This is a genomic window from Pseudomonas sp. Leaf15 (assembly GCF_001421425.1).
In the GTDB taxonomy this organism is placed as follows: Bacteria; Pseudomonadota; Gammaproteobacteria; order Pseudomonadales; family Pseudomonadaceae; genus Aquipseudomonas; species Aquipseudomonas salomonii.
Window position 1 is genome coordinate 1 of record NZ_LMKI01000034.1, and the last position, 13500, is coordinate 13500.

The 13500-nt window shown below is 60.7% G+C and carries 13 protein-coding genes; 12 read left to right on the top strand and 1 reads right to left on the bottom strand.

Annotation, left to right across the window (positions count from 1 at the left end; translation table 11 throughout):
• Window positions 1–288: 288 nt before the first annotated feature.
• Both ASE80_RS30875 and ASE80_RS23655 read left to right on the top strand, forming a co-directional pair.
• Window positions 289–450: a cold-shock protein gene (locus ASE80_RS30875; RefSeq protein ID WP_111452873.1), complete on the top strand. Its 162-nt coding sequence runs from the start codon at window positions 289–291 to the stop codon at window positions 448–450.
• A 392-nt stretch (window positions 451–842) separates the two neighbouring features.
• Entirely contained in the window at window positions 843–1046 is a 204-nt protein-coding gene (locus ASE80_RS23655) for a cold-shock protein (RefSeq protein ID WP_056861058.1), read from the top strand.
• Window positions 1047–1180: 134 nt separating this feature from the next.
• Here the strand turns inward: ASE80_RS23655 and ASE80_RS23660 are convergent, their stop codons facing one another.
• Window positions 1181–1435 carry a DUF6124 family protein gene (locus ASE80_RS23660; RefSeq protein WP_056861059.1) on the bottom strand — a complete coding sequence of 85 codons (255 nt, stop codon included), beginning with the start codon at window positions 1433–1435 and terminating at the stop codon, window positions 1181–1183.
• A gap of 486 nt (window positions 1436–1921) precedes the next feature.
• On the opposite strand from ASE80_RS23660, the gene flhA reads away from it, so the two are divergent.
• The 10 genes from flhA (at window position 1922) to motD (ending at window position 13453) form a co-directional block, all read left to right on the top strand.
• The gene (gene flhA, locus ASE80_RS23665; RefSeq protein ID WP_056861060.1) at window positions 1922–4036 is read left to right on the top strand and encodes a flagellar biosynthesis protein FlhA; all 2115 of its coding nucleotides are present in this window, start codon (window positions 1922–1924) and stop codon (window positions 4034–4036) included.
• An 11-nt stretch (window positions 4037–4047) separates the two neighbouring features.
• The gene (flhF, locus tag ASE80_RS23670; protein ID WP_056861061.1) at window positions 4048–5364 is read left to right on the top strand and encodes a flagellar biosynthesis protein FlhF; all 1317 of its coding nucleotides are present in this window, start codon (window positions 4048–4050) and stop codon (window positions 5362–5364) included.
• Window positions 5365–5469: 105 nt separating this feature from the next.
• Window positions 5470–6303: a flagellar synthesis regulator FleN gene (fleN, locus tag ASE80_RS23675; RefSeq protein ID WP_003192912.1), complete on the top strand. Its 834-nt coding sequence runs from the start codon at window positions 5470–5472 to the stop codon at window positions 6301–6303.
• Complete coding sequence (gene fliA, locus ASE80_RS23680; protein ID WP_016973417.1) at window positions 6300–7040, top strand: RNA polymerase sigma factor FliA; 741 nt, start codon at window positions 6300–6302, stop codon at window positions 7038–7040. Before fleN ends, fliA begins: the two co-directional genes overlap by 4 nt.
• A gap of 168 nt (window positions 7041–7208) precedes the next feature.
• On the top strand, window positions 7209–7583 hold the full coding sequence (locus tag ASE80_RS23685; RefSeq protein ID WP_003192908.1) for a chemotaxis response regulator CheY: 375 nt from the start codon (window positions 7209–7211) through the stop codon (window positions 7581–7583).
• An 18-nt stretch (window positions 7584–7601) separates the two neighbouring features.
• Window positions 7602–8390 carry a protein phosphatase CheZ gene (locus tag ASE80_RS23690; RefSeq protein WP_056861062.1) on the top strand — a complete coding sequence of 263 codons (789 nt, stop codon included), beginning with the start codon at window positions 7602–7604 and terminating at the stop codon, window positions 8388–8390.
• 11 nt (window positions 8391–8401) lie between these two features.
• Window positions 8402–10639 (top strand): chemotaxis protein CheA, encoded by a 2238-nt coding sequence (locus ASE80_RS23695; RefSeq protein WP_056861063.1) that lies wholly within the window; start codon window positions 8402–8404, stop codon window positions 10637–10639.
• A gap of 48 nt (window positions 10640–10687) precedes the next feature.
• On the top strand, window positions 10688–11809 hold the full coding sequence (locus tag ASE80_RS23700) for a protein-glutamate methylesterase/protein-glutamine glutaminase (protein ID WP_056861064.1): 1122 nt from the start codon (window positions 10688–10690) through the stop codon (window positions 11807–11809).
• Window positions 11809–12549 (top strand): flagellar motor protein, encoded by a 741-nt coding sequence (locus ASE80_RS23705; RefSeq protein ID WP_005790033.1) that lies wholly within the window; start codon window positions 11809–11811, stop codon window positions 12547–12549. Before ASE80_RS23700 ends, ASE80_RS23705 begins: the two co-directional genes overlap by 1 nt.
• A 16-nt stretch (window positions 12550–12565) precedes the next feature.
• Window positions 12566–13453, top strand: a complete 888-nt coding sequence (gene motD, locus ASE80_RS23710; RefSeq protein ID WP_056861065.1) for a flagellar motor protein MotD — start codon at window positions 12566–12568, stop codon at window positions 13451–13453.
• The last annotated feature ends 47 nt before the right edge of the window (window positions 13454–13500 follow it).

A 13500-nucleotide genomic window follows, 5' to 3' on the forward strand; every position in this document is an offset into this window, starting at 1 on the left:
TCGCCTGCATGCGGTCGCCTGCATGCGGATACTACTGATCAGACTAAATGCCATGCTGCGAGACGGTACAGAATGGCGCTGACGGACGGTAGGTTAAGACAGTTGCTCCCACCTTTAAGCACATCCCTGTGGGAGCCGGGCTTGCCCGCGATGACGGCATAACCGCCAGCGCCTGCCATCGGTCTAAGTGCTGCCTTACCTGTCAACTTTGACAGTATCCATCGCACCGCCTTCACTGTTTGATAGAGCGACGAGCCGCGCCTTCATGCGCGGCTCGGGAGAGCGGTGATGAACAGGGCTACGGTCAGGTGGTTTGACGCGGTCAAGGGCATTGGTTTTGTTGCCCGCGACCGCGAAGGCAATGCGGTACCCGTTCAGGCAACGGGCAATCCCGCCAGCGAAATCGATACGCCGCCCAAGGCGCGAAAACCCCGCAAGCGAAAAAAATAACCCTCTGGCTGCTCAGCCAAAAATCCTTACCACTGGTCGTTAATCCCCGTCTACCTGTCAACTCTGACAGTAGCCAGTTCTGCGTTCCCGCGGTTTTATGGTGCCAAGCACTGTGCGCAAGTAGTAACGAGATGCAGGGGAAGGGTGATGGAAGCGGTAACGGGGACGATCAAGGTTTATAACCGCAATACCCGTGAAGGGCTGATTGCGTTGGATGGCGATGATGAGCTGGTGTGTTTGGACCACTTGAGTTCGGCGTATACCCGATGGCGAGAAGGCCAGCGGGTACAGTTCGCCAGGATTCACCGGCCAAAGGGTGTGTTTGCGTTTCGTATCAGGCTTATCTAGGGAGCCTGGTGCGGATTTTTGAATGGGATGTCAGGAGAACGGCAATGGCAACGGGTACAGTGAAGTGGTTTAACGCGGAGAAGGGTTTTGGGTTTATCACCCAGGATGGTGGCGGACCTGATCTTTTTGTTCATTTTTCTGCGATTAAAGGTGATGGGTTCAAGACGCTTGAAGAAAACCAAAAGGTGGAGTTCGAGATAGGGCAGGGAGCAAAAGGACCTCAGGCTACGGAAGTGCGACCCGCGTGACGGCTCATTGATCGTTCCCACGCTCCCGCGTGGTAATGCCTCCCGTGACGCTCTGCGTCACCGTTGCGCAGGGCCTAAGTCGGGACGCGGAGCGTCCCAGGCTGCATTCCCACGCAGAGCGTGGGAACGATCACTCAAGCAGGTTCTGTCGCTGGTGACGGCGCTCTGTCATCCAGCAGTCGCTCAGCCAGCAATCGGCCGACCTCAAGCAGCTGCGCAATACCCAGCGCACCTTCTCGCTGTGTTCCCTCCAGGTCAAAGGCGAAATCGCAGGTCAGGGCGTGGGCGGATGCCAGGTTTTCGGTGAGGTTGACCAGCAGGTCTTCGGTGCTGATGCCGTCGATAAGGGTGAGGATCACGCTGGGGGCGTTTTGCGCGGGTTTGGGCATGGTGGCGCTCCGTAAAAAGAAAAAAGGGGCTCCTTGATATTGCGGGCCGCGACACCCGACCACTGCATTTGCAGCGGTGTACGCAGACTAGGGAGCTCGGTTCTTAGGGGCAACCCGAAAACCTTGTCGGAAATTTCCTCAGTAACAACAGGTACACACCCGTCCAACTGTGGGAGCTGGCTTGCCTGCGATGGCTGACTCATGGCTGGCCCTTCAGTGCCCTGAAGATCGTTCCCACGCTCCCGCGTGGGAATGCCTCCCGTGACGCTCTGCGTCACCGTTGCGCAGGGCTCAAGTCGGGACGCGGAGCGTCCCAGGCTGCATTCCCACGCGGGAGCGTGGGAACGATCATCGGTCACCACTCGACGATCGTCGCCCTGAAACCAAAGTTGGAAGGCTTCTTGCAATACCGCCTCCAGGACGCTCTCCAGCGTCAAAACTTTGCTTCAAGGAACACGAGGAATACCGGTGGTAGATCGCTCTCAAATGCTCAACACGGCCCGTGGCACCCTGACTGATTTGTCGCGGGGCAACCTGGGTGTGCCGTTGTTGTTGCTGGTGATGCTGGCAATGATGATGTTGCCGATGCCGCCGTTCCTGCTCGATGTGTTTTTTACCTTCAACATTGCGCTGTCGGTGGTGGTGCTGCTGGTCTGCGTGTATGCCCTGCGGCCGCTGGATTTCGCGGTATTCCCGACTATTTTGCTGATTGCGACCCTGCTGCGCCTGGCGCTCAACGTGGCGTCTACGCGGGTGGTGATGCTCCACGGTCAGGACGGCCACGCCGCCGCCGGTAAGGTGATCCAGGCCTTCGGTGAGGTGGTGATCGGCGGTAACTACGTGGTCGGTATCGTGGTGTTCGCGATCCTGATGATCATCAACTTCGTGGTGGTGACCAAGGGCGCCGGGCGGATTTCCGAGGTGAGCGCGCGGTTTACCCTCGACGCCATGCCCGGCAAGCAAATGGCGATCGATGCCGACCTCAACGCCGGCCTGATCGACCAGAACCAAGCCAAATCCCGCCGCTTGGAAGTCGCCCAGGAAGCCGAATTTTATGGCTCCATGGACGGCGCGAGTAAATTCGTGCGCGGTGACGCCATCGCCGGCCTGCTGATTCTGTTTATCAACCTGATCGGCGGCATGGCGGTCGGCATCTTCCAGCACGGCATGACCTTCGGTGATGCGGGCAAGGTGTACGCCTTGCTGACCATCGGTGACGGTTTAGTGGCGCAATTGCCATCACTGTTGTTATCCACAGCAGCAGCCATCATGGTTACCCGTGCTTCGGGCTCCGAAGACATGGGCAAGCAGATCAGCCGCCAGATGTTCGCCTCGCCCAAGGCGCTGGCCGTGGCCGCCGGCATCATGGCGATCATGGGCATCGTGCCGGGCATGCCGCACGTGTCGTTCCTGAGCATGGCGGCCATGGCCGCCGGGGGTGCCTACCTGTTCTGGCGCAAGCAAAATGCGGTCAAGGTCCAGGCCCAGCAGGAAATCGCCCGCCAGCAAGACTTGCTGCCATCGCCGGCCCGCGCCCAGGAAACCAAGGAGTTGGGCTGGGATGACGTGACCCCGATCGACATGATCGGCCTGGAAGTCGGCTACCGCCTGATTCCGCTGGTGGACCGCAACCAGGGTGGCCAACTGCTCGCGCGGATCAAGGGTGTGCGCAAGAAGCTGTCCCAGGACCTGGGTTTCTTGATGCCCACCGTACACATCCGCGACAACCTCGATTTGGCCCCCAGCGCCTACCGCCTGACCCTGATGGGCGTGATCCTGGCCGAAGCCGAGATCTACCCGGACCGTGAGTTGGCGATCAACCCCGGCCAGGTGTTCGGCACGCTCAACGGCATTACCGCCAAAGATCCGGCTTTTGGCCTGGAGGCGGTATGGATCGAAGTCAGCCAGCGCAGCCAGGCTCAATCGCTGGGTTACACCGTGGTGGACGCCAGCACCGTGGTCGCCACCCACCTCAACCAGATCCTGTACAAGCACTCCCACGAGTTGATCGGCCACGAGGAAGTCCAGCAATTGATGGGGTTGCTGGCCAAAGCCTCGCCAAAACTGGCCGAAGAACTGGTGCCCGGCGTGTTGTCGCTATCGCAGTTGCTCAAGGTGCTGCAAGCCTTGCTCGCCGAACAGGTGCCGGTGCGCGACATTCGCAGCATTGCCGAGGCCATCGCCAACAATGCCGCCAAGAGTCAAGATACTGCCGCTTTGGTGGCTGCGGTGCGTGTCGGGTTGTCCCGCGCCATCGTGCAAAGCATTGTAGGCATTGAGTCTGAGCTGCCTGTGATCACCTTGGAACCAAGGTTGGAACAAATATTGCTCAATAGTATTCAGAAGGCCGGACTTGGCCAGGAAGAGGGCGTTCTGCTGGAGCCAAGCATGGCTGAGAAACTGCAGCGTTCGTTGATCGAAGCCGCCCAGCGTCAGGAAATGGCGGGCCACCCGGTGATTCTGCTGGTGGCAGGCCCGGTTCGAGCGATGTTGTCGCGGTTTGGTCGCCTGGCAGTTCCGAATTTGCACGTTTTGGCTTATCAGGAAATTCCTGACAATAAGCAAGTGACTATCGTCGCGACAGTAGGGCCCAACGGCTGAGGTAGTGGGTTATGCAAGTTAAGCGTTTTTTCGCCGCCGATATGCGTCAGGCCATGAAACTGGTACGTGATGAGCTGGGCGCCGATGCCGCGATTATTGGAAACCGTCGCATTGCCGGCGGTGTCGAGCTGACGGCTGCCCTGGATTACACCCCATCGGCGCTGGCGCCGCGCGTGCCGAACATGGAACTCGAAGACGAGTTGCGCAAGACCGCTTCGCGCATTGTTTCGGCCCAGGCTGAATTGAGCATGCGTGGCGACAGCGATGCCAGCACCAATCGCCAATTGTTCGCCGGCTTGCCGCTGACCGCCGCCGAGCCGTTGGTAGAACCGACCTTCAAAGAACCGCCACGCCCTGCAGCGCCAGCCCCGGCCGCCGCTGTCGACCAGCGCGCGCTCGACTCGATGCGTTTTGAACTCAATGGCCTGCGTGAGCTGCTCGAAGTGCAGCTGGGCTCGTTGGCGTGGACGCAGCTGCAAGGCAGCAAACCGCAACAGGCCAACCTGTGGCGCCGCCTGCAACGCATCGGCCTGTCCGGCCCGTTGTCGCGCGATTTGCTCGCACTGACGGCTGAAGTCGAAGAACCACGCCAAGCCTGGCGCATGTTGCTGGCGCACTTGGCGCGCATGATCGTCACCCCGGAAATCGAACCGCTGGAAGAGGGCGGTGTGATTGCCATGGTCGGCCCCGCCGGCATGGGCAAGACCACCACCCTGGCCAAGCTGGCCGCCCGTTATGTGCTCAAGTACGGCGCGCAGAACATCGCGCTGGTGAGCATGGACAGCTACCGCATCGGCGCCCAGGAGCAGCTCAAGACCCTGGGCCGCATCCTCAATGTGACAGTGACCCACGTCGACCCGGGCCAGTCCCTGGCCAATGCGCTCGACCCGCTGCTGCGCAAGCGCGTGGTGTTGATCGACACGGCCGGCCTGCAAGCCAGCGACCCGGCACTGCGCATGCAGCTCGAAAGCCTGGCCGGGCGTGGCATCAAGTCGAAAAATTACCTGGTGCTTGCAACCACCAGCCAGAAACAGGTTCTTACCGCTGCGTACCACAGTTACAAACGCTGCGGCCTGGCCGGTTGCATCCTCACCAAGCTCGACGAAACGGCGAGCCTGGGCGAGGTGTTGAGCCTGGCGATCAGTCATGAGTTACCGGTTGCTTACCTGACCGACGGGCCGCGGATCCCGGATGATTTACATCTGCCGCGCCGTCATCAGTTGGTCAGCCGTGCTGTCAGCGTGCAAATGCAAGAAGAGCCTAGCGAGGAAGCGATGGCCGACATGTTCGCCGACCTTTACCACAACCCGGCTAAGCGGGTGGGGTGAGGCAGGATGAACACCGTGAAATGTATCTACATCGATGGTCTGCAAGCGATTCACGCGGCCAAGCCATGTAGCCTGCGTCTAAGCAAGACAAGGTAAAGAAATAAAATGGGCAGCATGCATCCCGTACAGGTGATCGCGGTGACCGGCGGCAAAGGTGGCGTCGGGAAAACTAACGTGTCAGTGAATTTGTCCCTGGCCCTGGCAGAGCTTGGCCGTCGCGTCATGCTGCTGGATGCTGACCTGGGCCTGGCGAATGTGGACGTTCTGCTGGGGCTGACACCCAAACACACCCTTGCCGATGTGATCGAAGGCCGTTGTGAGCTGCGCGATGTGCTGCTGCAGGGCCCCGGTGGCATTCGCATCGTGCCGGCCGCCTCAGGCACCCAGAGCATGGTGCACCTGAGCCCGGCGCAGCATGCCGGCCTGATCCAGGCGTTCAGCGACATCGGCGACAACCTCGACGTGCTGGTGATCGACACCGCCGCCGGCATCGGCGAGTCGGTGGTCAGCTTCGTGCGCGCAGCCCAGGAAGTGCTGCTGGTGGTGTGCGACGAACCCACCTCCATCACCGACGCCTATGCCCTGATCAAACTGCTGAACCGTGACTACGGCATGAACCGCTTCCGTGTGCTGGCCAACATGGCCCAAAGCCCGCAGGAAGGGCGGAATCTGTTCGCCAAGTTGACCAAGGTCACGGATCGCTTTCTCGATGTCGCCTTACAATACGTGGGCGCAGTTCCCTATGACGAGTGTGTGCGCAAGGCTGTGCAAAAGCAGCGTGCAGTCTATGAAGCGTTCCCTCGTTCGAAGTGCGCACTGGCGTTCAAGGCTATTGCCCAGAAGGTCGATACTTGGCCGTTGCCTGCCAACCCTCGGGGGCATCTGGAGTTTTTCGTCGAGCGATTGGTGCATCAGACGAGCGCGGGACCTGTGCTATGACATCCAGCGGCTACAACCTTTACAAAAAGTCGGCACGTGACAGCCAGGGCGAACTGATCGAGCGCTATGCGCCCTTGGTCAAGCGCATTGCCTATCACTTGCTGGCACGCCTGCCTGCCAGTGTGCAGGTTGAGGACTTGATCCAGGCCGGCATGATCGGCCTGCTTGAAGTGTCGACCAAATACGACGCGAGCAAGGGCGCAAGTTTCGAGACGTATGCGGGTATCCGCATTCGAGGGGCGATGCTCGATGAAGTGCGTAAAGGGGATTGGGCGCCGCGTTCGGTACACCGCAATACGCGCATGGTCAGTGACGCAATTCGCGCAATTGAAGCAAAAACCGGTCGTGACGCTAAAGATCACGAAGTTGCGGCCGAACTCCAATTGAGTCTCGACGATTACTACGGGATTTTGAACGATACCTTGGGCAGCCGCCTGTTCAGTTTCGACGACCTTTTGCAGGACGGCGAACACGAAGGGCTGCACGAGGACGGCGCGAGTGCACATCTCGAACCGTCGCGCGACCTGGAAGACGAACGTTTCCAGGGCGCGTTGGCGGAGGCGATTGCCAATTTGCCGGAGCGTGAGCGACTGGTGTTGGCGCTGTACTACGACGAAGAGCTGAACCTCAAGGAAATCGGTGAGGTCCTGGGGGTCAGCGAATCGCGTGTCAGCCAGCTGCATAGCCAGTGCGCAGCCCGCTTGCGGGGGCGATTGGGAGAGTGGCGCGCGCGCTGACAGGCAGTGTGGGGACACTGCAGACGCAACCGCGAAGGCTTCACGCTTTCGCGGGTTCGTGCCGTGGTGCCCTGGGCAGTCCTTTTTGTGTAACGCCTGTTGATTGAAATGGCGCGTCCAGGTGCTGGGCGCGTTTAAGACTGCTTGGAGGTCGAATTGGACAAGAACATGAAAATCCTCATCGTTGATGACTTCTCAACGATGCGGCGGATCATAAAAAACCTGTTGCGTGACCTTGGGTTCACCAACACGGTCGAGGCGGATGACGGCCTGACGGCGATTCCGATCCTCAACAGCGGGAGCATCGACTTTCTGGTAACCGACTGGAACATGCCGGGCATGACCGGCATCGACTTGCTGCGTCACGTGCGCGCCGATGAAAAACTGCGCAGCTTGCCTGTGTTGATGGTGACCGCCGAAGCCAAGCGTGAACAGATCATCGAAGCCGCCCAGGCCGGGGTTAACGGTTACGTGGTCAAGCCATTCACGGCGTTGGCCTTGAAAGAGAAGATCGAAAAAATCTTCGAACGCATCCACGGCTGATATCACCACGGGGGAGCTATGGAGCATAAAGAAACGTCACAGGGCGATTTTGAATCGACCCTGAAAAAGCATGCTCACCAGTTGGTCGACAGCCTTGAAAAAGGCCAGTTCGGCGACGCGGTGCAGTTGATCCATGAGCTTAACCAGACCCGTGACCGCGGCCTGTATCAGGAAGTGGGCAAGCTCACACGCGAGCTGCACAGTGCAATCGTCAATTTTCAGATTGACCCGCACATGCCCCAGGCCGAAGAAATCTCGCAGATCACTGACGCCACCGAACGCCTGTCCTATGTGGTCAGGCTGACCGAGGCCGCGGCCAACCGCACCATGGACCTGGTGGAAAACGCCACGCCGTTGGTCAATGGCATGACCACCGAAGCACAAGCGCTCAGCGTTGACTGGGGCCGCTTCATGCGCCGCGAAGTGGGGGCTGAGGAGTTTCGTGAGTTGGCGCGTCGGGTCGAGGCTTTTCTGTCGCGCAGCGAACAGGAAAACCGCACGGTGGCCAGCAACCTCAATGACATTCTGCTGGCCCAGGATTACCAGGACCTCACAGGTCAGGTGATCAAGCGCGTGACCCAACTGGTCACCGAAGTGGAAAGCAACCTGCTCAAATTGGTGCTCATGGCCGGCCAGGTCGACCGTTTTGCCGGCATCGAACATGACCGCGCAGCGATCCTCTCGGAAAAAGATCCACAAAAACATCTCGCCAAGGGTGAAGGTCCGCAGATTCATGCCGATAAACGTGAAGACGTCGTATCCGGTCAAGATGACGTAGACGATTTGCTGTCCAGTTTAGGCTTCTAAGGAGCACCCACATGAGCTTCGGCGCCGATGAAGAAATCCTTCAGGATTTCCTTGTAGAGGCCGGCGAAATTTTAGAGCAACTGTCCGAACAACTGGTCGAGCTGGAAAGCCGACCGGATGATGCGAACCTGCTCAATGCAATTTTTCGCGGTTTTCACACTGTAAAAGGGGGCGCCGGCTTCCTCCAGCTCCATGAGCTGGTGGAGTGCTGTCACATCGCCGAGAACGTGTTCGATATCCTGCGCAAGGGTGAGCGTCACGTCGACTCGGAACTGATGGACGTGATTCTCGAAGCATTGGATGCGGTTAACGGCATGTTCAGCGAGGTGCGCGAACGTGCGCCGATCACGGCCGCCACGCCGGAACTGCTGGCTGCGCTGGCACGCCTGGCCGAACCTGCTGATACCGCAGTTGCGCCGGTAGCCGCGCCTGAGCCTGTGGTTGAAGCCGAGCCGGATGTGACCGACAGCGAGTTCGAACAGCTGCTCAACTCCCTGAGCGCGGTGAAGGCCGAAGCTGAAGCACCGCAAGCGCCGACTGCGCCGACTGCGCCGACTGCGCCTGCCGTGCCGACCAGCGAAGACATTACCGACGCAGAATTCGAATCGCTGCTCGACCAGTTGCACGGTAAAGGCCAGTTCGCGCCGGACGCTGTGGCACCTGCCGCAGAATCGGCAGCGCCTGCCGCGCCTGCAAGCACCGACATTACCGACGACGAATTCGAAGCGCTGCTCGACCAACTGCATGGCAAGGGCACGTTTGCCGCCGAAGCCTTGCCGGAAGTCGCCGCCATCGCGGCCGCACCTGCGGCCAGTGCCGCGCCTGCCAGCGTTGAGCCTGCCGCTGATGGCCTGATCTCCGATCACGAATTCGAAGCGCTGCTGGACGAGTTGCACGGCAAGGGCAAGTTCTCCGAAGTGGCCCCGGCCGCCGCGGCGACGGCCACGCCGGTAGCCGCCAAGCCTGAGCCTGCCAAAGCTGCCGCGCCAGTGGCTGCCAAGCCTGCACCGGCACCGGCACCGGCTGCCGCACCTGCGCGTGCCGCAGCGGCGCCGGTGGCGGAAAAACCTGCCAGTGAAGCCGAAACCACCGTGCGGGTTGATACCGCGCGCCTGGACGACATCATGAACATGGTCGGCGAACTGGTGCTGGTGCGTAACCGCCTGGTGCGCCTGGGCTTGAACAGCGGCGACGAAGCCATGCAAAAGGCCGTGTCGAACCTCGACGTGGTCACCGCAGACTTGCAGACCGCCGTAATGAAAACGCGCATGCAGCCGATCAAGAAAGTCTTTGGCCGCTTCCCGCGTCTGGTTCGCGACCTGGCGCGCCAGCTCAAGAAAGAAATCAACCTGGAACTGGTGGGTGAAGAAACCGACCTCGACAAAAACCTTGTCGAGGCCCTGGCCGACCCGCTGGTCCACTTGGTGCGCAACGCCGTCGACCACGGTGTGGAAACCCCGGAAGAGCGCGAAGCCTCGGGCAAGTCGCGCAACGGCAAGGTGATTCTGGCGGCCGAACAGGAAGGCGACCATATCCTGCTGTCGATCACCGATGACGGCAAAGGCATGGACCCGGCGATTCTGCGCAATATCGCGGTCAAGCGCGGGGTGATGGACAAGGACGCCGCCGACCGCCTGACCGACACCGAGTGCTACAACCTGATCTTCGCCCCGGGCTTCTCGACCAAGACCGAGATTTCCGACGTGTCCGGCCGTGGCGTGGGCATGGACGTGGTGAAGACCAAGATCAGCCAGCTCAACGGCTCGATCAACATTTACTCGACCAAGGGCCAGGGCTCCAAGATCGTGATCAAGGTGCCGTTGACCTTGGCGATCATGCCCACCCTGATGGTGATGCTGGGCAACCAGGCGTTCGCTTTCCCGTTGGTCAACGTCAACGAGATCTTCCACCTCGACCTGTCGCGCACCAACGTGGTGGACGGCCAGGAAGTGGTGATCGTGCGCGACAAGGCGTTGCCGCTGTTCTACCTCAAGCGCTGGCTGGTGGCTTCGGCCAAGCATGAAGAGCAGCGCGAGGGCCATGTGGTGATTCTGTCCGTGGGCACCCAGCGTATCGGCTTTGTGGTCGATCAACTGGTGGGCCAGGAAGAAGTGGTCATCAAGCCTTTGGGCAAAATGCTGCAGGGAACCCCGGGCATGTCGGGTGCGACCATCACCGGTGACGGTCGGATCGCGCTGATTCTTGATGTTCCGAGCATGCTCAAGCGTTACGCCGCTCGGCGTATTTGATTCTGGTGGGGCAGGGCGGTAGTGCCCGCCCCGCCTAACGGAGTGTTTATGGCAGTCAAGGTCCTGGTGGTGGACGATTCGGGTTTCTTCCGCCGCCGCGTCTCGGAAATTCTTTCCGCCGATCCAACCATCCAGGTGGTCGGCACGGCCACCAACGGTAAAGAGGCGATTGATCAAGCCATTGCGTTGAAACCGGACGTGATCACCATGGACTACGAGATGCCGATGATGGATGGCATCACCGCAGTCCGACACATCATGCAGCGCTGCCCGACCCCGGTGTTGATGTTCTCCTCGCTGACCCACGAAGGCGCCCGGGTGACCCTGGATGCGCTGGACGCGGGTGCGGTGGACTTTCTGCCGAAGAATTTCGAAGACATTTCGCGCAACCCCGACAAGGTCAAGCAGATGCTGTGCGAGAAGGTGCACAGCATTTCGCGCAGCAACCGTCGCAGCCTGTTCAGTGCACCGGCGCCCGCGCCGGTAGCCGCGTCGACGCCGACCACCTCGACGTTTGCTCGCCCGGCACCGGCACCGATCGCCCGGCCTGCGGTGGCGCCAGTGCGTGCCCCGGCAGCGAGCGCGCATTCGCCTGCGCCCAAGCGCAAAGCCTACAAGCTGGTCGCCATTGGTACGTCTACCGGCGGCCCGGTGGCCTTGCAGCGGGTGCTGACCCAACTGCCGGCCAACTTCCCGGCGCCGATTGTGTTGATCCAGCACATGCCCGCCGCCTTTACCAAGGCCTTCGCCGAGCGCCTGGACAAGCTGTGCCGCATCAGCGTCAAGGAAGCCGAGGATGGCGACATCCTGCGTCCTGGCCTGGCGTTGCTGGCACCGGGCGGTAAGCAGATGATGGTCGACGGCCGTGGCGCGATCAAAATCCTGCCGGGCGACGAGCGCCTGAACTACAAGCCGTGTGTGGATATCACCTTCGGTTCGGCGGCCAAGTCCTACGGCGACAAAGTTCTGGCGGTGGTCCTCACCGGCATGGGCGCCGACGGCCGTGAAGGCGCACGCCTGCTTAAGCAGGGCGGCAGCGCGATCTGGGCCCAGGACGAAGCCAGCTGCGTGATCTATGGCATGCCCATGGCCATCGTCAAGGCGGACCTGGCTGACGCGGTTTATAGCCTGGACGACATCGGCAAACATCTGGTGGAGGCCTGCCTCTGATGGATGTCTTGAGCCTGATTGGCATCACCATGGCGTTTGTCGCGATTATCGGCGGCAACTACCTGGAAGGCGGCCACCTCGGCGCCTTGGCCAATGGCCCGGCGGCGTTGATCGTGATTGGCGGCACCGTGGGCGCGGCGCTGTTGCAGTCGCCGCTGAGTTCCTTCAAGCGCGCCATGCAGATTCTGGTGTGGATCATCTTCCCGCCACGCGTGGACTTGCCGGGCGGCATTGACCGTGTCGTCAACTGGAGCCTCACCGCGCGCAAGGAAGGCCTGCTGGGCCTGGAAGGCGTGGCCGATGCCGAGCCCGACAGCTATGCGCGCAAAGGCCTGCAACTGCTGGTTGATGGCGCCGAACCCGAGGCGATTCGCAGCATTCTGGAAGTGGATTTCTACACCCAGGAAAGCCGCGATATCAACGCCGCCAAAGTCTTTGAAAGCATGGGCGGCTATGCGCCGACCATCGGCATCATCGGTGCGGTGATGGGCCTTATCCACGTGATGGGCAACCTGGCCGACCCGTCGCAGCTGGGCAGCGGCATTGCCGTGGCCTTTGTCGCGACCATCTACGGCGTGGCGAGTGCCAACCTGGTGTTGTTGCCGGTGGCCAGCAAGCTCAAGTCGATCGCCATGCGCCAGTCGCGTTACCGCGAAATGCTGTTGGAAGGCATTTTGTCGATTGCCGAGGGTGAGAACCCGCGCTCCATCGAATTGAAGCTCCAGGGCTTCATGGATTGATGGGAGGGAGTCGATTGTGAGCCGTCGCCGCCGCGAGCCTGAAGAGCACGTCAACCATGAACGCTGGCTGGTGTCCTACGCCGACTTCATCACCTTGCTGTTCGCGTTTTTTGTGGTGATGTACTCCATCTCGTCGATCAACGAAGGCAAGTACAAGATTATTTCCCAGGCGCTGGTGGGCGTATTCAACGACACCGACCGCTCGCTCAAGCCGATCCCGATTGGCGAGGAGCGGCCCAAGACCGTGACGCCGGCCAAGCCGCTGGTCAATGACAGCGACGAAACCGCCGCCGGCATCGGTGGCACCAGCGACCCGCTCAAAAGCATCGCCGATGACATCAGCGCAGCGTTTGGCGACTTGATCAAATCCAACCAGATGACCGTGCGCGGCAACGAGTTGTGGGTGGAGATCGAGCTTAATTCCAGCCTGCTGTTCGCCAGCGCCGATGCGTTGCCGAGCGACCAGGCGTTTACCATCATCGACAAGGTGGCGGCGATTCTCAAACCGTTTGAGAACCCGATCCACGTCGAAGGCTTTACCGACAACTTCCCGATCAGCACCGCGCAGTACCCGACCAATTGGGAGCTGTCCTCGGCACGGGCCTCAAGCATCGTGCGCATGCTCGCGATGCAGGGCATTAACCCTGGGCGCCTGGCGTCGGTGGGCTACGGGGAGTTCCAGCCGGTGGCCAATAACGCCACCGCCGAAGGCCGCGCGCGCAACCGCCGGGTGGTGCTGGTGGTGTCACGTAATCTGGATGTACGCCGCAGCCTGACCGGCACCGGTACTGCCAATGCAACACCAGATGCGGCCTTGAAGCGGGCTGGCACACAAACTGCACCGCCAACCGTTAAGCCGCCGGTTCGTCAGAGCGCCGTCAATTCTCCGTCGCCGGCTCAATAATGTTATGTAATGTCTCGGTCGCGCCTTAGCCTACCGGGAGGAACCAA